This window comes from Pseudonocardia sp., assembly GCF_029263155.1.
Taxonomy (GTDB): domain Bacteria; phylum Actinomycetota; class Actinomycetes; order Mycobacteriales; family Pseudonocardiaceae; genus Pseudonocardia.
In genome coordinates this window covers 33,222-49,897 of sequence record NZ_JAJCYB010000121.1, presented here as the reverse complement: position 1 = coordinate 49,897, position 16,676 = coordinate 33,222, and the positions used below count along the sequence as shown (strand labels likewise).

The window sequence follows — 16,676 nt, the reverse complement described above, 5'->3', positions numbered from 1 at the left end:
AGGCGGACACGGCAGTGCTCCAGGTGATCGTGCAGGCGTAGGAACCCGCGATGATCACCCGTGCTGCCGTGTCCGCCCTACACCATCACCGGCGTGTCACCCCGCAGACATGCCGTCGAGCGCGACCTTGCCGGGCCCCTGGCTTCGGTACCTCATCGGATGCGCCATGTCTTCTCGCCGGTCCGGGTCAGCGTGCGCCGCCCCTCTCCCATCTCCGCGTCGCGCTTGCCCTTTTGGTAGCCCTCGTGGCGGCCCTGCGCACGGCCCGCGTCGCGGCCCTTCTCGTAGTCGTTCCCGCACTTGCACTGCCGGTACAAGTGGCCGCACTCGGCGCATTCCTTCAGGTTGCCGCCGTACTTCTTGCCGCTGTCCCTAGGCATTCCGATCTCCCATCGGTTCTAGACCTTTCAGCCGCTCCGCAAGCCGAATCGCCACATCAGCGATTCGCACAAGAAGAGCGATAAGCACGCCGCGCATGACCCCCACCCCCTACGTGTTCACGGTCGGGCGTACCGAGAGGCACCCGACGCAGATCGACGCACACACGACGACGGCCGCGACGTTGAACGCGACGGTCCCGACGGCCGCGCGCTGGAAGTGCACGCCGCAGAAGTCGCAGGTCACCGTCGGCAGCTTCGCGCCGCGCCCGAGTTCCGCCGCGCGGCGATGCGCGCACGCATGGCAGTGCGCCCGGTTCGGCTCGCACCCGAAGATCGTCAACACTTGCGAGTTGTTGCCGTGGGGACACTTCCGCAGAAAATCCCGCTCCATCGCGTACCGGAACCGCCACTGCTGGACGCTCTCCGGCGCCGGTTCCTCATCGGTAAACGCGAGAGCCGACCACTCCGCGCCTGCGGCCTGCACGATGGACCGTGCCTCGCTGATCGCTGCCTCGTACTGCTCTTCGCGCGGGTTCATGGTTCCTCCAAGTTCGATCGGTGGGGTGCCCCGGCCCGCCCGTAGCCGAGGACGGGCGGACCGGAGCGGTTGGCCGCCGCACCGACCGGCGACGCGCGAACCGGTCGGAGCGGGGGTCAGTGCGCGCTACCGCGCGATCTTGCGGGGAGGGGGTGGCCTGTATCCGACGATGCCCTTCACGAGCACCCCCGAGCCGTTCCGGAAGTCGAACTCCGCACCCGTCTTCACCCCGACGTAGTTGCCGCCGCGCCCGACTACCGTGTGCCGTGCGACGGAGCCCCGGACGTACTTCGGCCGGAACCGCCCCCGCGCGTCACGCGGGTGCTTCCCGGGGCTCCACCTCCGCCGACCCACGGCTACAGCACCACGCCGGCCAACTCGGCGGGCGGCGTGTAGAGCGCGGACGGCGTGATCTGGAGGACGGCCGCCGCGCCCCGGTGCCGCACTCCGACGCCGAACGCCCGTGCGTAGAAGCTCTCCACGAGCGGGTAGCCGTTCTGGTTGCCCGGCATGAGGCGCAGCCCCTGGAAGGCGGGGGTGGGGTGTTCCCTGAACCCGACGGCGTTGAGCGAGCCGTTCGGGCCGTCCGTCGCCGCCATGATCAGGTAGCCCGGCGGCAGCATCTCGACGGGTGCGATCCACACGTCCCCGTAGGAGCCCGCGATGCGGAGGCCGTTGAACTCCCCGGGCGGCCGGTCGCCCACGAGCGTGTCCGTCGCCAAGTAGGCAGGCGCCCCTTCCGACGTGATGAAGTCGTAGGTGGCCCCGTTGTCCCCGGCCCGGATCGACGCCACGGCGGGCAGATCCTCCGGGTTCACGAACAGCAGCAGCCGCGTCCCCGGCAGCGAGCCGTAGCCGTGGTGCGAGACGTGCCGAGCCAGGTCGTCCAGATCCTTGCCGTCCAGCGTGTCGCTCTCCGATGTCAGGTAGTGGTCGTGTCCGGCGGTGAACGTCTGGAACCCGGAGCGCGGCGGGGCCATGTCATCGCCGTTGTACAGCCCGAACGCCGGCACGCCGTCTTCGTTCTCGCCCGGCGTCGGGTTGAGCACCCGCGCCAGGATCGCCTCTGTGGTGAGCTTGTTGTCGGCCGAGAGCGCCGCCCGGTGCGTCGCCTGGACCTGCTCCGTCGTCGCGTCACGTAAGAACCTCCACGTGGCGCGCGACGCCTTGTCGTAGTCGCGGAAGCTGAAGCCGACCTTGATCAGCGGGTGCTCCGGACGGAGCGCAGTCGGGACACCGAACTCGGACGCAAGGTCGAAGCCGCTGTCCTCAGTGGACTGAGCGACGAGATCGGCGGAGCGGGTGGTGCGGAAGGACAGCAGGTTGGTGATGGTCGTCCGCTGCGAGTTGACGATCTGCAAGACCGCCTGGAACTCGTCCCAGAGGCCGTTGATGTCGCGGCCGTCGATCGTCTCGCGGACGATGTCCCCGGCGGTGTGGTAGCCGCCCTCCGCCCCGTAGATGGGCACGATCGGCGTTCCGTCCCGGAGGTATCCGAGGACACGGAAACGGCCGTCAGCGGCAGTCGTAGGACGCGGAGCGGGCGAACGGGTCGGACGCCCGTCGCCGTTGAACTCCGATTCGGGGAGCGTTGTCGTCTGCATCGCGTACTTCCTCTCAGCGCCCGGCCGTGGCACGGCGACGGCGCTTCTTGGTGGGTGAGGGAGCGGGGGCGGTCTCCATCTCGGACAACCACCGATCCAGGTCCGCCTTCTCGAACCAGAATGGTCCGAACTGTCCAGCCTTGAAGGAGCGCAGACGCGGCGGGTCGCACTTCGCTGCGTAGGAGATCGTCCCTGTGGGCATCCCCGTGTAGGCGCTCGCCTCCTTGATCGTGAGCTTCGGCTCAGCCATCTTGGTACCTCTCGGTCGCGTTCATCGGCATGATCAAGTTTACGCCGAAACGGTCAACTTCCGGTAGCTACTCGACTTACTAGACCGTCTCTGAGCTGCGCGAACTTGCTAATGCCGCGGAGAGCGTCTATTGCATGCCGCGCTCCGCGTCTATTCACCGCTCACCTAGCGTCACCGCTCTTTACGCCGCCGATCGGGGCGCGTACGGTAATGAGAGCGTCGCTCGACGGAGAGCGACCTACCGCTGTTCTCTCGCCCTGTCGGAGCGCGAGGGACGTAAGCGGCCGAGTGAGCCGGTCAAGGCGCAACGCGCCCCACTACACCGGCGCGGATCAGGCCGAGCAGCGACAGAACCCACCGCTGGGATATGTCGCGCTCGTGGCTATCCGTGTTCCGAGGAGAAGCAATGTCCCGCAGGCGTGAGATGCTGCCCGTAGAGGCAGTCCAGGAATACTCCGGCTACACACGCGACATTATCAAGGGCGCCTACAAGCGTGGCGAGTTGCGCGGCGAACGGCCGTCCGGCTTCGAGCGCGGGCGGGTCTACTTCGACCGCGCGGAAGTTGACCGCTGGCTCGCTTCGCTGACCGAGTCGGCATGAACGGCACGCTGACCAACTTCCGCCGATACGCCTTCGACTCCCCGGCCGGGAACCCCTCCGGCCGCGCGCCCCGCTTCTACGTCGTGCGCGCGGACGTCACCGGCGACCCGGACCGGCGCCGGACGTTCTACTGGGAGGTGCCGAACCCGGCACAGCCGTTCAACCGCCGCGCCAACCTCAGCGGCCACCCGTCCGAGTTCGGCGTGCCGTTTCGGGACTGCCTCTACAACGCCGGTCCCCTGCGCTACGCGCTCGACACCCTCCCCCCGGTGATCGTTTGGGCCGAGGGCGAGAAGGACGCGGACGCTGCCCGCCGCGCCTACGGGGTGCCGGCCACAACGCACTTCGCCGGAGCGGGCAAGGCCACCGACGAACAGGCCGCCCACTTCGCGCCGCTCGCAACTCGAAAGGCCCGCCGCGCGGGCACGCGGGTCCTGATCGTGGCGGACCGCGATGACGCCGGACTCGCGTGCGCCGCGCGCCGGTACCGGCTGCTCCGCGCGGTCGGCCTGAACCCCAGTCAGCTCCACGTCGTGCGCGCGGCGGATGCCGTGCTCGGTGGAGGGGGAGGGTGTGGACTCGACGTGCGGTGCGAGTGCGACGTGGCGTGCCTGCCGCCCTCCAAGCAGTGGATCGGGGCCGATCTCGCCGACCACGCCGCAGCGGGCTACGGGCTCCGGGACCTCGTGCGCGTCCCGAGGGCAGACCTCCGGGCCGCCGCAGCCGCAACGGCCGCGAGAGGCAAGCAGGGATGGGTCTACGGGGCTCCCGAGGAACCGCCCGCCGACCGCCGGTAGCGGGGCGCGAATGCATTCAAACCATTCACGCGCATTAGCGCATAAAGCTACGAACAATCTATAGTTGGTAGCTGATCTGAACGGGGCGATCGGAAGCGTTCCGTAGTGCGGGGAGCCGCGCCACCATTTCGGAAGAAGTGGCGCGGCCCTCGTAACCGCTGCTCGCTGCAGAGCTGAGACCGAAGGACGCCTCAACATGAATCCTACCCCCGAAAACCAACCGGCCGCTACTCCGCGTCGAAGGCGCCGGGCCGCCACTAATCGCAAGAAGCCGCGCCTCACCGAGTCGTTCGCCAACATCAAGCCAAAGTCCGTCCAGTTTCTATGGTGGCCGTGGATCCCGCTAGGCAAACTCACGATCCTGGAAGGCGAACCAGACGTAGGAAAGTCGACGATGACGTTGGAGTGGACCTGCTTCACGACGCTCGGTGAGCCGTTCCCCGCGACGACTATCCGAGGGACCCACGACCCGAGATCGGATCAACACCTGCCGCCGTCGGATGTGATTCTCGTTGGAATCGAAGATGACGCGGCCGACACGGTGGTGCCGCGGCTGATCGCCAACGGTGCGGATCTTGAACGCATCCACCGGATGCGTGTCGAGCGGGATGACGACGGGATCACGATTCCATGGATCGTCCCTGACGACGTCAACAGGCTCCGCGACGCGATCCGCGAGACGCAAGCCAAGCTCGTGATCATTGACCCGATCGCAGCGTTCATGTCGGAGCGCGTTCGAGCAGGCAGCGACAGCTCCAACCGTCGGGCGCTGGGCTATCTCGTCGAAGTCGCGGCGGAGACCGGCGCCGCGATCGTGCTGGTGCGCCACTTGAACAAGGCGGCCGGGATGGACGCGAAGAGTCGGGGCGGGGGCTCCATCGCCTTCACTGCGCTGACGCGGTCGGTAATCGTGGCCGGACGGCAGCCGCTGAGCATGCAGGACGAAGAAGACATAGACGAGTACCCGCGTCACGTTCTCGCGAGCACGAAAGGCAACCTTGGTCCCGATCCGGATGCGGTGAGCTACTCGCTCGAACCGGCGCCGTCCAACAACGACGTGGCCGTTGTCGCCTGGCACGGATCAGTGACGATATCGGCCGACCAAGTAGTCGGAGCGGATCGAGCGCGACCGGACGCCCGGAAGCGCGCTCCGGAGCGCGATGAGGCTGTGCGGGTGCTACTGGAGATTCTCGCCGATGGGCCGATGCCAAGCACGAAGGCCATCAAGCAGGTTCGCGAGGAGACAGGCGTCAGCGACAAGACGGTTCACGCGGCGCGACTGCACGCCAAGGTCGAGACCAAGCGGGTCTATGGCGAGAAAGGGATCACGAGTTACTGGGAGTGGGTGTTGCCAACGACGGCGCGACATAAGTAGAACTCCCTACCTCCCTCAATAGGTATATCTAGGGGTAAGTGGGGGGTTCTAGGGGGTTCTGGGGGAATCTGGGTCCGACCAGCCTAGGCACCCCCAGTTCCCCCAGAACCCCTCGGTTGAGAGAGCGGGGCACCTAGCCCCTGCGCCCGCCGCGACGAATCGACAAGGAGCACATCGGTGGATGAAAAGCTAAGGACAATGGTACCGATCAACAACCCCAAACACGCCAATATGCCGGAAGAGCGGAGGTGCCGGGGACACAAGAAGAACGGCGACCGATGCCAGCGGCCGTCGATCCTGGGCGCCACGGTCTGTCGACACCACGGCGGCGCGGCGGGACACGTGAAACGAGCCGCCAAGGCGCGACTGGAGAACGCGGCGGACCGCATGGCGGCGCTGCTCTTGGGTATCGCGGAGGACACGACGATGAAGCCTGAGACGCGCCTCGCAGCGATCCGTGATGCGCTCGACCGCGCGGGCCTGTCCCCGCGCCAGGCGCTCGACGTGGTCCACGACATGAAGAAGTACGAACAGATCTTCGACGGCATCGACCGTGGCGCGATCGACGGCCCGACGGTCGTGGAAGGGGAGATCGTCTCCACCGACTTCGCCGAGTGGGACGACGGGCGGACGGCATGAGTACGCCCTCCCCCCATGCGTGCGCCTCGTGCGGGCGCCGGTGCCGCGCGTGCGAGGACGGGGCGCCGTGTACCCGGGCCACGTGGTGCACCTGGTGCACGGAGGTCTACCGCGACAACGCGCCCGACCCGGAGACCGGCCGCGTCCACTGCGCCGAGTGCGACGGGTACCTGCCGAAGCTGGCCGTGCTGATCGAGCGCAAGTTGCCCCGGTACCCCCGGCACTGCGGCTCGTGCCGCCCGGCCGTCGAGCAACGGGAAGCCGAGGAAGCCGCCGCGCGCCGCGCCGAGGAAGCCGCCTTCCGGGAGTACCAGAACACCGCCGGGGCTGACTCCGTCGTGGCCGGCAACGGCGACAGTCCGAAGAGGACGCGGAAGGGACGCACCCCGAAGCTCCCGGCCGGACCTCCGCCCGCGTACCGCGAGGAACAGGAGCAGCGCGCGATGTCCCGGGCGGAGCAGGTCGCGGCCGCCTCCCGGGAGCAGGCCGCGCGCGACCCCGACGCACACGCCGTCCGGGGCGGGTTCGTGCCGCGCCCGGCCCCGGGGCAACGCGAGTTCCCCGACCACGGCGAGTTCGCCTATGGCAAGACGGAGTGGCCGGGGACGCGCATGGGAGACCTCTACAGCGGCTCCTAGCTGCGCTTGCTCCATGCTAGCGGGAGCAAGCATGATCAACTACGGTAGGCGTAATCCGCCCGCTACGCCTTACGCCTGACAGAGGAGACCTCCGATGAAGTCCACATTGGATGCCGAGACCGTGCGAGCCGAAGACCTCCGTCCCGGGGACCTCGTGCTGCGGGTCGGGCTGACCGGCCCGGCGTGGTGCGAGGTGACCGCCGTCGCCACCTACCCCGTGCCCGAGTTCCCCGGGGAGGTCGTCTGCGTCGAGTTCGCCGGAGCCGACGCGCGCCGCTACGTCGCGGGCTCGACGTTCGCCCGCCGCATCGAGACGGCGGACGCTCGATGACCGCCCGTACGGCTCGCTCCCTTCCCGGGGGTACCCGGGGCGCCTCCCGGCGCCGTTCGGCAGGGAGCGGCACGCAGGGGGCGCAGGACGGGGCCGCCCGGCCGGTGATGATCGGGTACGTCCGCGTCTCGACGGCGGGGCAGGCGGAGTCCGGGCTTGGTCTCGACGCGCAGGAGGCCGCGCTGCGCGAGGAAGCCAGCCGCCGGGGCTGGGACCTGGAGATCGTGGCCGACCGGGGCAAGTCCGGGAAGCGCGTCAACCCGGCGCTGCGGTCCGCGCTCGACGACCTGTCGGCCGGGCTCGCTGACGGGCTCGTGGTTGCGAAGCTGGACCGGCTCGCGCGCTCCGTCGTCCACGCCGCCGACATCATGGAAGCCGCCCGCGCGCAGGGCTGGAACCTGGTCGTGCTCGACCTGGGCATGGACCTCTCGACCCCGCAGGGCCGCGCCCTCGCACAGACGATGGCCGTGTTCGCGGAGTTGGAGCGGGAGCTGATCTCGATCCGCACCTGCGAAGCGATGGGCGCCGCGAAGGCGCGCGGCGTGAAGCTTGGCCGGCCACGGCTCGTGCCGACGTCGGTCGCCCGCCGGATCGTCCGCGCCCGCGACGCAGGCGAGAGCTTCGGCGCCATCGCCCGGGACCTCACCGAACGTGGCGTGCTTTCCCCGTCCGGCCGCCCCTCGTGGCAGGAGTCGACGGTCCGCCGCATCTACACGTCGGCACGACAGACCACCCCCACCCCTCGCACCCGGAAGGCGTCGGCATGAAGATCCACACCACGACCCACAGGACGGCCCGCCGCGAGGGGAAGCCGCTGAAGACGTTCAAGCTCCGGTGGGAGGAGACGTTGCGCGACCCGCACACGGGGCAGCCCGAGCGCACCGCCGACGGCGCCATACGCAAGCGCTCCCGGTCGGAGACGTACCCGACGTTCGACGCGGCCGACGCCCGGCGCCGGGAGATCGAGAACCAGCGCGCCGCCACCGGCACGGTCGTCGGGCGGGAGGCGAAGTTGGAGCCGTTCGGGACGTTCGCGGCGGCGTGGCTGGACTCGCTGACGGGGATGGTGAAGGCGCGGACGCTCGCCGAGTACGGGCGGCTGTACCGGACGTACGTGGCCCCCGAGTTCGGGACGCGCCCGATCGGCTCCGTCACGACCGCCGACGCCCGGAGGTTCCGCGCCGGGCTCGTGAAGCGGGGGCTCGCCCGGTCGACCGTGAAGCAGGTGTTCGACGTGTTCCGGCGCGTCCTCGACGTCGCGCTCACCGACGGCGCGATCCCGGCCAACCCCGCCGCGTCGGTCCCGAACCTCCGCCGCTCCGCCACCGGCGACGACGAACCGTTCACCCCGCACCCGCTGTCCGGCGACCAGGTCGGCGCCGTCGCCGAGTCCATCCGCGCGCGCGTCCCGCTCTACGGGCTCGTGGTGCTGTTCCTCGCGTACACCGGGCTCCGCGCCGCAGAGCTGGCCGGCTTGGAGATCAGGGACGTCACTCTGGAGACCCCCTCCCCCTCCATCTCCGTCCGCCGCACGAAGCGGAAGGTGCGCGGCGGGTGGGAGACGGGGACGCCGAAGAGCCGCAAGAGTCGCCGGGTGGTGCCGCTCGACGGATGGTTGGCGGACGACCTCCGGGCGTACCTCGACACCCACGCACGCGCCGACGAACCGACGGCCCCGCTGTTCCCGGCGCGCTACGGCCGCAACGCGGTCGGGATGCTGCGGAAGGTGGCGGAGGCACCCGACACGTTCAACTGGGCCGCGCCGCTCGAACCGGGGACGTTCTACGCCCACTACCTGATGCCTGCGTTCGCGGCGGCCGGGCTCCCGGTCTCGACGCCCGCGCGGTCCGAAGAGGACGGAACGGAGGTAGCCGCCGTGCGCGGCGTCCGGCTCCACGACCTCCGCCACACCTTCGCCGTGCTCTCCCTGACCTCCGGGGCGCACTACATGCAGGTGTCGAAGTGGCTCGGACACGAGAGCTTCGTGACGACGCTGACGATCTACGGCGACTACATCCCCGAGGACGAAGGCGGCAAGGCCGTCCCGCTCGCCCGGCCGTCCGCCCCGGCGCCCACGCCGACCGCCGCACCGAACGGGAACGTGATCGCGTTCCGGCGGAGGTCTGCGGGGTAGCGGGGGCGCCCCGCCATCGGAGGGGGTTTGACGGCGGGGCGCCACGTGAAGTCGCAGCCCGACTGCACCCCGTTACCGACGCCCGCCCGCCCACGGAGCATGCCGCTCCCGGCCCGAGAGCCCCGGCCCGTCGAGAAGGCGGTCACCGGGGCTCTCGCGCGTCTACGGCAGTCCTACGCGGTGTCCGTGTCGTAGTCGTCGTACCCGTTGCTCCGCTCGACTTCGTTGATCTTGCGGCGGACCCACGGCTGATCGACCAGGCGCAGCGTTTCGCAGTCCCGCCGACGACAAGAACACCCGTTCCGGGTCGGTTCGTGGTGCTTGGCGATCTGCGCGAGAACACGGATGTACCCGTCACGGGAACGGAACGCCGCGATCATCTTCTCCTTGGCGTCGCCGTTTCGAACCTTGATCTCCTCCACCTGCCGCAGGGCCGATTTGGCCTGCTCGTCCTTCTCCTCCGCGAACTCCCAGAACCACTTCGCGTGATCCTCAGCGCGGCGGACACGAGATTCGTCGTCGTCGCCCCGGTGGGCGGCGCAACGGCTACAACGCTTCGGAACGGTATTCGACTGATGCATTCGATCTTCGACGTTCGCGCTCGGAGGGCGCACGATCGGATACATCAAGCCGCAGCACTTGTCGCAGACGTAGTACCCGCTAGGCACGTCGATCGCCAAGACGACCTCCTGTCGCTCGTGTGCGAATCATCGAAGCACAGGGGTCCGACAGTCTCGGGTCGGCACGCGTCGGCGTCGCCCTACACGCCGATCATCGCGCGTACGCCCGCCGAGATCACTCCGCCGAGCAACGCCTTACCGGCCGCGTCGAACAGCCCCGGCGCGCGCTTCTTCACGCCCAACCAGATGTCCTTCTGCTGCTTGTCGGTCATGGTCCCGTCGTCGGCGCGGAGCCGGTCCATCTGCTCATCGATCCACAGCCGGTCGACGTCGTCGATCTCCTCCTGGTCCAGGATGTTCTGGAGTTCGTAGAGGCGTTGATCTCGCGTCGCCCACGGGTGCGCTGCGCCGCATCCGTCGCAGAACGGGGGCGGGGAGAACCCGGACGCCGACACCACTCGCGGTCGGTACTTCCGGCCCCGAATCCGAAGGCCGCAGTTCGTGCACCGCGAGCGCACGTCCGCGCCGCAGCGCGAGCACTTCCCGAGATCATCGGGCTCTGGTTCCTCCTTGAGGGAGTACGCCTGGACGTGGCCGCGTCGACACACCGTCGCCGCCTGCCAACCGGGCGTGTAGTCGCCCCCAGGCTCTCCCGGTCGCCAGAACGGCCGGTCCGCTTCGACTGACATGGACAGCAAGGTATTCGGCCCGCTCGACAGCGATGGCAGTTACTCGGGTCGTGGCGCGAGGACACCGCCCACGGCCGCCACCGCGCGCTCCACCGCGTCGGGCTCCGTCAGCATTCGCAAGCACCAGCCGGCCAACTCCGGGCCGGGCTCGCCGTGCAAGAGCATCAGCACGCAGACCTCCCGCAGCAGGGCCGCCACCTCCCCCTCCCTCACGAGTCGCGCGGCTTCCGACGCTTCCCCGAGCGCGCGCCCCGGGCGGTGCCCCGGAGATCGACGCTGCCCGCCGCGTCGGGGCCGTGGCGTCCGCGACGGCGGAGCGCCTGGAACCACCTCCTGAGAAAGTTGATCATGCGCCGGACGCTACCGGCGGCCGTCACGCTCCGTGGTCGCCCTGCACGCTCTGTCGCCGAGCGGTCAGGCGCCCCACCGGTACGCGACCGGTACGCGGACCGCACCACCGACGGGCGGATGATCGCTCTACGGGGCCGCTACCAGCGGGAAGAGGGGGGGGCGACCGGCGCCAGCGCTACGGACGTCCCGGTTATGAGTCCGCTGCTCTGACCAGCTGAGCTACCGCCCCGGGCAGCACGGGACCCTACCGGAGCAACCAAGCCCGCTGGCCGCGTCGGCTTCGTACTTCACCTGCCCTGCATCCACACAGGTGGCGGAGCACTCGACCAGACCGGGAGGGCGGGCCGCACCCCGGCGTCGACCTCGGGCCGGGAGGCAGCCGTTCCCCGACGATGGCCGTCACCATCGACGCGCCCCGAGCAGGTGTGGGCCTGCGGCGGACCGGCGGCGATCAGCGCGGCGCCATGCGGATCGCGCCGTCGAGGCGGATCGTCTCGCCGTTGAGCATCGGGTTGGCGACGATGTGGGCGGCCAGTGCGCCGAACTCGGCCGGGGCGCCGAGGCGGGAGGGGTGCGGGACCTGCGCGCCGAGGGAGTCACGGGCCTCCTGCGGCAGGCCGGCGAGCAGCGGGGTGTCGAACAGGCCCGGCGCGATGGTGACCACGCGGATCTGGTGACGGGCCAGGTCGCGGGCGACCGGCAGCGTCATGCCCACCACCCCGCCCTTGGACGCGGAGTAGGCGGCCTGGCCGATCTGGCCGTCGAACGCCGCCACCGACGCGGTGTTGACGATGACCCCGCGCTCGCCGTCGATCTCGTCGGTGGCGGCGATGCGCTCGGCGGCCAGCCGGATCACGTTGAACGTGCCGATCAGGATGATCTCGACGATCCGGCGGAACTCGTCGAGCGGGTACGGGCCGTCCTTGCCGATGGTGCGGAACGCGTTGCCGGTACCGGCGCAGTTGACCGCGGCACGGATCGGGCCCATCCCGGCGGCGACGTCGAGGGCCGCGGTGACGTCGTCCGCGCTGCGGACATCGCCCGCCGCGTACGCCACGCGGTCGCCGAGCTGCGCGGCGACGGCCGTGCCGTCGGAGCCGGGCAGGTCGAGGATCACGACGCTCGCGCCCGCGTCGAGCAGAGCGGTGGCGGTGGCCAGCCCGAGGCCGGAGGCGCCGCCGGTGACCAGGGCGACGGAACCGTTGATGTCCATGGGGCCGGACCCTAGCCAACCGGCCTGATCGGGTGGTCCCGACTCCGAGCGGTGGAAGACCCTTGCATTCCGTCACCCCGACAGGCGACCATTTCCGGGCACCGTCCGAAGTTCATCGGTCACGGAGCGTCAACGTGTCAACTGGGTTCGGGACCTGAGGAGACGACCATGCCGGTCAACGATGATGCCAGCGGTGACTATGGATACGACCTGGCGCACGAGTTGAGGTCCGTGCTCGCGATGCCCCTGCGCCGGCGCCCGCCGCTCGCGCCGTCCGGTCGCATGGGCCGGGAGTCCGACCACGACGGCGACTTCGGCTACGACCAGGCCCACGAGTCCTGAGCCCGAACGAACGTTGCTCGCCGGGGCGACGGCGGGCGGATCGTGCAGGATGGACCCATGAGCACCCCGACGAGAAGCGGTCTGGATCTGCGGTGGGTCGATCCCGCCGTCCGACCGCAGGACGATCTGTTCGCCCACGTCAACGGCGTGTGGCTGCGCACCCACGAGATCCCCGACGACCGCGCGCAGGACGGCGCGTTCCGGGTGCTGCGCGACCGCGCCGAGGACGACGTCCGCGCGATCGTCGAGGACGCGGGTCCCGGGCAGATCGGTGACCTCTACGCCTCGTTCATGGACGTCGACCGCATCGAGGCCGCCGGTGCCCAGCCGCTGCGCCCGCTGCTCGACGAGGTCTCCGCGGCCGACGACCGGGCCACGCTCGCCGCGGTGCTGGGGCGGCGGCAGCGCGAGGGGCTGGTGTCGCTGCTGGGTGCGTTCGTCTCCACCGACGCGAAGGACTCCACGCGCTACCTCGTGCACCTGAGCCAGTCCGGGCTCGGACTGCCCGACGAGTCGTACTACCGCGACGACGCGAACGCCGAGATCCGCACCGCCTACGTCGAGCACCTGCGCCGGCTGGCCGAGCTGGTCGGGCTGCCCGCGGCGCACGCCGACACCGTCATGGAGCTGGAGACGGCGCTCGCCGCCGAGTCGTGGGACCGCGTCACCAACCGCGACGCCGAGAAGACCTACACGCTGATGACGCTGGGCGAGCTACGCGCGCACGCGCCGGAGTTCGACTGGGACCCGTTCCTCGACGCGCTCGGCGCGCCGGAGGGCGCGTTCGACGAGGTCGTCGTGCGCCAGCCGAGCTTCGTGGCGGCCGCGGCGAAGCTCTGGGCCGAGCGTCCGCTTCCGCAGTGGCAGGCGTGGCTGGCGGTCCACACCGCGTCGGCGTGTGCGGAGTACCTGCACGACGCCGTGGTGGAGGAGGACTTCGCGTTCCACGGCCGCACCCTGTCCGGCACGCCCGCACTGCGCGAGCGGTGGAAGCGCGGCGTGTCGCTCGTCGAGGGGGCGCTGGGCGAGGCGGTCGGGCAGATCTACGTGGAGCGGCACTTCCCGGCGGCGGCCAAGGAGCGGATGGTCGAGCTCGTCGCGAACCTCGTGGAGGCCTACCGGGAGTCGATCACGGACCTGGACTGGATGAGCCCCGCCACCCGCGGGCACGCGCTGGAGAAGCTGGAGCGGTTCACGCCGAAGATCGGCTACCCGGACGCCTGGAAGGACTACTCCGACCTGGAGATCCGCGCCGACGACCTGCTCGGCAACGTGCGGCGCGCCGGCGCGTGGGGCACCGACTTCCAGCTGGCGAAGATCGGACAACCGGTGGACCACGACGAGTGGTTCATGACGCCCCAGACCGTGAACGCCTACTACCACCCGCGGATGAACGAGATCGTCTTCCCGGCCGCGATCCTGCAGCCGCCGTTCTTCGACGCCGAGGCCGACGACGCCGCCAACTACGGCGGCATCGGTGCCGTCATCGGTCACGAGATCGGCCACGGCTTCGACGACCAGGGCTCCCGCTACGACGGCGACGGCAACATGACCGACTGGTGGACCCCGCAGGACCGCGCCGAGTTCGACCGCCGATCGCAGGCGCTGATCGCGCAGTACGACGCGCTCTCCCCGATGGGGCTGCCCGAGCACAAGGTCAACGGTGCCCTGACCGTCGGGGAGAACATCGGCGACCTCGGTGGCCTCACCATCGCGCTCAAGGCCTACCGGATCGCCACCGAGGGCACCGAACCGCCGGAGCTCGACGGGCTCAGCGGTGAGGCGCGGGTGCTGTTCGGCTGGGCTCAGGTGTGGCGGGCCGTGACCCGCGACGCCGAGGCGATCCGGCGGCTGGCGATCGACCCGCACTCGCCCCCGGACCTGCGCTGCAACGCGGTGGTGACCAACCTCGACGCCTTCCACGAGGTGTTCGACGTGCGCCCCGAGGACGCCCTCTACACCGATCCGGAGCGCCGCGTCCGCATCTGGTGAGCCGCACCTGATCGGAGAACCGTTCCCGCACGGCACCCGTCGGGCGAGGTCGTTCGCGCAACCGGTCCACGCACGAAGGAGCCGGGCATCCGCTACGGATGCCCGGCTCCCGGGACGATCAGCTGCTGAGCGCGTGTGCCCGCTTGCGGGCGTCCTTGGCCGCCAGCTCCGCCTGGTGGGCGACCTCGGTGCCCGCGGCCGTCGCGCGGACCGCGACGTCGTGGCCGAACCGGGCAGCCTGCGTGGTGACCGAGTCGATGACGCCGGGAGCCTTCTTCTCCAGCTCGGCGCGCCTCGCGGCGGCCGCGTCGGCCCACGCCGAGCCCTTCTTCGCCGCCTGCTTCGCGAGGCGCTTGCGCTGCTTCTCCGTACGCTTGAGCAGTTCGGCGCGGCGCTTGTCGGCCTGCTTCTGCAGTACCGCTCCCCGCTTCTCCGCCTTCTTGGCGGCCTTGGCGGCGCGCGCGGACCAGTCCTCGGACAGCTCGCCTGCACGCACCGACAGGTCCGATCCCCTGCGCGACGCCAGGTCGGCGGCCTTCGTGGCCCGGGCCGAGATCGCGGCACCGGCGCCGGGCGCCATCCCGACGACACCGGCCGCGAGACCACCGACCGCACCGGAGGCGTCGTGGGCGGCGCCGCTGACCCGCTCGCCGAGGGCGGGGCCCGATGTGCCGGTGAGGTCGGAGAGGGTCGCGGACGCCTGGCGGGCCGCGCGCCTGCCCCGCCACGCGACCGACGGCTTGCCGTGGGTGTCGGCCGCGGCGATGAGCAGCCCGCCCAGCATGCCGACGTTCTTGAGGAAGTGGATCTGCTGTTCGGCCTTCTTGGCCTCGTCGGTCTCCTCCCAGAACCGGTGCGCCGCGAGGGTGGTGGGGACGAGCGAGGCCGCGAGGGCGGTGGAGGCCAGGCGCGGGAACTTGCCCAGCGCCAGCATCGAGCCGGCCACGATCTTCACCCCGGCGTCGATCTTCACCAGCATCTCGTCGTCGGGCCGCTGGTCGATCGGGGCCACCTCGACGGCCTTGTCGACGGCGGGTGAGACCGCGTCGAGGACGGGCCTGGCCGCCTCCACGTGTCCCTGCGGCGCCTTGAGCGCGGCGATCCCGCCCTGGATGAACAGGGCGGCCAGCATCGGTCGTGCGACTCGTCGAAGGAGCATGTCGTGCAGTTCCCCGTCCTGCGGCCGACGAAACCCCGTCCGGTGCCATCATTCCCGGGTGATCACACAGCGGGCGATCGGACTGGACATCGGCGGCACCAAGATCGCCGGGGGGGTCGTCGACGGCGACGGCACCGTACTGGTCGAGATCGTGGAGCCCACCCCCGAGGAGTCCGACGCACCCGCCGTCACCGCGGTGCTGCTCGACGTCATCGCCCGGCTCCGGGCCGAGCACGACGACGTCGCGGCGATCGGGGTCGGCGCGGCCGGGATCGTCGAGTGGCCCGCGGGCCGGCTGGTGTGGGCCCCCAACAACGCCTACCGCGACTGGGCCGTGCGCGAGGAGCTGGAGGCCGCCACCGGGCTCCCCACCGTGGTCGACAACGACGCCAACGTGGCCGCGCTCGCCGAGGCCCGGCTGGGCGAGCGGCGCTACCGGGAGCTGGTGCTCATCACCGTCGGCACCGGGATCGGCGGCGGTCTCGTGCTGGACGGGCAGATCTACCGCGGGCCCACCGGCCGCGGTGCGGAGCTCGGCCACATCGTCCTCAACCCGGACGGCCCGCGGTGCGGGTGCGGCAACCACGGCTGCTTCGAGGCCTACGCCTCGGGGACCGCGCTCACCCGGATGGGCCGCGAGGCCGCCGACGACGACCCCACCGGCCTGATCGCGCGACTCGGGGCGGAGCACGGCGAGGTCACCGGGCAGACCGTGACGGCCGCGGCCGCGCAGGGCGACGCGGTCGCCGAGGTGCTGTTCGGGCGGCTCGGCCGCTGGCTCGGGGTCGGGATCGCGTCGCTGGCCAACATCTTCGAGCTGGAGGCCGTGGCCGTCGGGGGCGGGCTGGTCGAGACCGGCGAGCTCCTGCTCGGGCCCGCACGCATCGCGGCCCGCGAGTTCGCCTACGCCCCGCAGGCCCGCGCGACCGTGCCCATCGTCCCCGCCACCCACCGGGGCGACGCCGGGATGATCGGTGCGGCGCTGCTCGCGCTGGACGGCAACCCCGCTCAGTAGGGTGATGG

Annotated in this window: 20 protein-coding genes; 11 read left to right on the top strand and 9 right to left on the bottom strand. The window is 70.5% G+C overall.

Annotation, left to right across the window (positions count from 1 at the left end):
• Nucleotides 1-152: 152 nt before the first annotated feature.
• The 4 genes from Q1K26_RS26115 to Q1K26_RS26100 form a co-directional block, all read right to left on the bottom strand.
• Nucleotides 153-380 carry a hypothetical protein gene (locus Q1K26_RS26115; protein ID WP_300018621.1) on the bottom strand — a complete coding sequence of 76 codons (228 nt, stop codon included), beginning with the start codon at nucleotides 378-380 and terminating at the stop codon, nucleotides 153-155.
• 109 nt (nucleotides 381-489) lie between these two features.
• Nucleotides 490-918, bottom strand: a complete 429-nt coding sequence (locus Q1K26_RS26110) for a hypothetical protein (protein WP_300018619.1) — start codon at nucleotides 916-918, stop codon at nucleotides 490-492.
• A gap of 356 nt (nucleotides 919-1,274) precedes the next feature.
• Nucleotides 1,275-2,387, bottom strand: a complete 1,113-nt coding sequence (locus Q1K26_RS26105; RefSeq protein WP_300018617.1) for a hypothetical protein — start codon at nucleotides 2,385-2,387, stop codon at nucleotides 1,275-1,277.
• A 148-nt stretch (nucleotides 2,388-2,535) separates the two neighbouring features.
• Nucleotides 2,536-2,772, bottom strand: a complete 237-nt coding sequence (locus Q1K26_RS26100) for a hypothetical protein (protein ID WP_300018615.1) — start codon at nucleotides 2,770-2,772, stop codon at nucleotides 2,536-2,538.
• Nucleotides 2,773-3,178: 406 nt separating this feature from the next.
• Between Q1K26_RS26100 and Q1K26_RS26095 the strand changes: the two genes are divergently transcribed.
• The 8 genes from Q1K26_RS26095 (at nucleotide 3,179) to Q1K26_RS26060 (ending at nucleotide 9,287) form a co-directional block, all read left to right on the top strand.
• Nucleotides 3,179-3,373 carry a DNA-binding protein gene (locus Q1K26_RS26095; protein ID WP_300018612.1) on the top strand — a complete coding sequence of 65 codons (195 nt, stop codon included), beginning with the start codon at nucleotides 3,179-3,181 and terminating at the stop codon, nucleotides 3,371-3,373.
• A complete protein-coding gene (locus Q1K26_RS26090) occupies nucleotides 3,370-4,170 on the top strand; it encodes a toprim domain-containing protein (protein WP_300018610.1) in 801 nt (266 codons plus the stop codon). Before Q1K26_RS26095 ends, Q1K26_RS26090 begins: the two co-directional genes overlap by 4 nt.
• A gap of 196 nt (nucleotides 4,171-4,366) precedes the next feature.
• Nucleotides 4,367-5,545 carry an AAA family ATPase gene (locus tag Q1K26_RS26085; RefSeq protein WP_300018607.1) on the top strand — a complete coding sequence of 393 codons (1,179 nt, stop codon included), beginning with the start codon at nucleotides 4,367-4,369 and terminating at the stop codon, nucleotides 5,543-5,545.
• A gap of 177 nt (nucleotides 5,546-5,722) precedes the next feature.
• Nucleotides 5,723-6,184 (top strand): hypothetical protein, encoded by a 462-nt coding sequence (locus tag Q1K26_RS26080; RefSeq protein WP_300018604.1) that lies wholly within the window; start codon nucleotides 5,723-5,725, stop codon nucleotides 6,182-6,184.
• The gene (locus Q1K26_RS26075; protein WP_300018601.1) at nucleotides 6,181-6,822 is read left to right on the top strand and encodes a hypothetical protein; all 642 of its coding nucleotides are present in this window, start codon (nucleotides 6,181-6,183) and stop codon (nucleotides 6,820-6,822) included. Before Q1K26_RS26080 ends, Q1K26_RS26075 begins: the two co-directional genes overlap by 4 nt.
• 94 nt (nucleotides 6,823-6,916) lie before the next feature.
• Nucleotides 6,917-7,153, top strand: a complete 237-nt coding sequence (locus tag Q1K26_RS26070) for a hypothetical protein (protein ID WP_300018598.1) — start codon at nucleotides 6,917-6,919, stop codon at nucleotides 7,151-7,153.
• Complete coding sequence (locus tag Q1K26_RS26065) at nucleotides 7,150-7,920, top strand: recombinase family protein (RefSeq protein WP_300018595.1); 771 nt, start codon at nucleotides 7,150-7,152, stop codon at nucleotides 7,918-7,920. Before Q1K26_RS26070 ends, Q1K26_RS26065 begins: the two co-directional genes overlap by 4 nt.
• A complete protein-coding gene (locus tag Q1K26_RS26060) occupies nucleotides 7,917-9,287 on the top strand; it encodes a site-specific integrase (RefSeq protein ID WP_300018592.1) in 1,371 nt (456 codons plus the stop codon). The genes Q1K26_RS26065 and Q1K26_RS26060 overlap by 4 nt, the downstream gene beginning before the upstream one ends.
• A 173-nt stretch (nucleotides 9,288-9,460) precedes the next feature.
• Here the strand turns inward: Q1K26_RS26060 and Q1K26_RS26055 are convergent, their stop codons facing one another.
• The 4 genes from Q1K26_RS26055 to Q1K26_RS26040 form a co-directional block, all read right to left on the bottom strand.
• Nucleotides 9,461-9,967, bottom strand: a complete 507-nt coding sequence (locus Q1K26_RS26055) for a hypothetical protein (RefSeq protein ID WP_300018589.1) — start codon at nucleotides 9,965-9,967, stop codon at nucleotides 9,461-9,463.
• 80 nt (nucleotides 9,968-10,047) lie between these two features.
• Nucleotides 10,048-10,596: a DUF2321 domain-containing protein gene (locus Q1K26_RS26050; protein WP_300018586.1), complete on the bottom strand. Its 549-nt coding sequence runs from the start codon at nucleotides 10,594-10,596 to the stop codon at nucleotides 10,048-10,050.
• A gap of 39 nt (nucleotides 10,597-10,635) precedes the next feature.
• A complete protein-coding gene (locus tag Q1K26_RS26045) occupies nucleotides 10,636-10,809 on the bottom strand; it encodes a hypothetical protein (protein WP_300018583.1) in 174 nt (57 codons plus the stop codon).
• A gap of 589 nt (nucleotides 10,810-11,398) precedes the next feature.
• Entirely contained in the window at nucleotides 11,399-12,160 is a 762-nt protein-coding gene (locus tag Q1K26_RS26040; protein WP_300018580.1) for a 3-hydroxyacyl-CoA dehydrogenase, read from the bottom strand.
• A gap of 168 nt (nucleotides 12,161-12,328) precedes the next feature.
• Between Q1K26_RS26040 and Q1K26_RS26035 the strand changes: the two genes are divergently transcribed.
• Nucleotides 12,329-12,502: a hypothetical protein gene (locus Q1K26_RS26035; protein ID WP_300018577.1), complete on the top strand. Its 174-nt coding sequence runs from the start codon at nucleotides 12,329-12,331 to the stop codon at nucleotides 12,500-12,502.
• Between the two features lie 57 nt (nucleotides 12,503-12,559).
• Complete coding sequence (locus tag Q1K26_RS26030; RefSeq protein WP_300018574.1) at nucleotides 12,560-14,494, top strand: M13-type metalloendopeptidase; 1,935 nt, start codon at nucleotides 12,560-12,562, stop codon at nucleotides 14,492-14,494.
• Between the two features lie 118 nt (nucleotides 14,495-14,612).
• Here the strand turns inward: Q1K26_RS26030 and Q1K26_RS26025 are convergent, their stop codons facing one another.
• The gene (locus Q1K26_RS26025) at nucleotides 14,613-15,626 is read right to left on the bottom strand and encodes a DoxX family protein (protein WP_300018571.1); all 1,014 of its coding nucleotides are present in this window, start codon (nucleotides 15,624-15,626) and stop codon (nucleotides 14,613-14,615) included.
• A gap of 85 nt (nucleotides 15,627-15,711) precedes the next feature.
• Here Q1K26_RS26025 and Q1K26_RS26020 point away from each other — a divergent pair, with 85 nt between their 5' ends.
• On the top strand, nucleotides 15,712-16,668 hold the full coding sequence (locus Q1K26_RS26020) for an ROK family protein (RefSeq protein ID WP_300018568.1): 957 nt from the start codon (nucleotides 15,712-15,714) through the stop codon (nucleotides 16,666-16,668).
• The last annotated feature ends 8 nt before the right edge of the window (nucleotides 16,669-16,676 follow it).

Excerpts from the sequence above, each read along its gene's own strand:
- Q1K26_RS26115 (WP_300018621.1), bottom strand. The coding sequence starts at position 380 with ATGCCTAGGGACAGCGGCAAGAAGTACGGCGGCAACCTGAAGGAATGC.
- Q1K26_RS26110 (WP_300018619.1), bottom strand. The coding sequence starts at position 918 with ATGAACCCGCGCGAAGAGCAGTACGAGGCAGCGATCAGCGAGGCACGG.
- Q1K26_RS26100 (WP_300018615.1), bottom strand. The coding sequence starts at position 2,772 with ATGGCTGAGCCGAAGCTCACGATCAAGGAGGCGAGCGCCTACACGGGG.
- Q1K26_RS26095 (WP_300018612.1), top strand. The coding sequence starts at position 3,179 with ATGTCCCGCAGGCGTGAGATGCTGCCCGTAGAGGCAGTCCAGGAATAC.
- Q1K26_RS26090 (WP_300018610.1), top strand. The coding sequence starts at position 3,370 with ATGAACGGCACGCTGACCAACTTCCGCCGATACGCCTTCGACTCCCCG.
- Q1K26_RS26085 (WP_300018607.1), top strand. The coding sequence starts at position 4,367 with ATGAATCCTACCCCCGAAAACCAACCGGCCGCTACTCCGCGTCGAAGG.
- Q1K26_RS26075 (WP_300018601.1), top strand. The coding sequence starts at position 6,181 with ATGAGTACGCCCTCCCCCCATGCGTGCGCCTCGTGCGGGCGCCGGTGC.
- Q1K26_RS26070 (WP_300018598.1), top strand. The coding sequence starts at position 6,917 with ATGAAGTCCACATTGGATGCCGAGACCGTGCGAGCCGAAGACCTCCGT.
- Q1K26_RS26065 (WP_300018595.1), top strand. The coding sequence starts at position 7,150 with ATGACCGCCCGTACGGCTCGCTCCCTTCCCGGGGGTACCCGGGGCGCC.
- Q1K26_RS26060 (WP_300018592.1), top strand. The coding sequence starts at position 7,917 with ATGAAGATCCACACCACGACCCACAGGACGGCCCGCCGCGAGGGGAAG.
- Q1K26_RS26050 (WP_300018586.1), bottom strand. The coding sequence starts at position 10,596 with ATGTCAGTCGAAGCGGACCGGCCGTTCTGGCGACCGGGAGAGCCTGGG.
- Q1K26_RS26040 (WP_300018580.1), bottom strand. The coding sequence starts at position 12,160 with ATGGACATCAACGGTTCCGTCGCCCTGGTCACCGGCGGCGCCTCCGGC.
- Q1K26_RS26035 (WP_300018577.1), top strand. The coding sequence starts at position 12,329 with ATGCCGGTCAACGATGATGCCAGCGGTGACTATGGATACGACCTGGCG.
- Q1K26_RS26030 (WP_300018574.1), top strand. The coding sequence starts at position 12,560 with ATGAGCACCCCGACGAGAAGCGGTCTGGATCTGCGGTGGGTCGATCCC.
- Q1K26_RS26025 (WP_300018571.1), bottom strand. The coding sequence starts at position 15,626 with ATGCTGGCCGCCCTGTTCATCCAGGGCGGGATCGCCGCGCTCAAGGCG.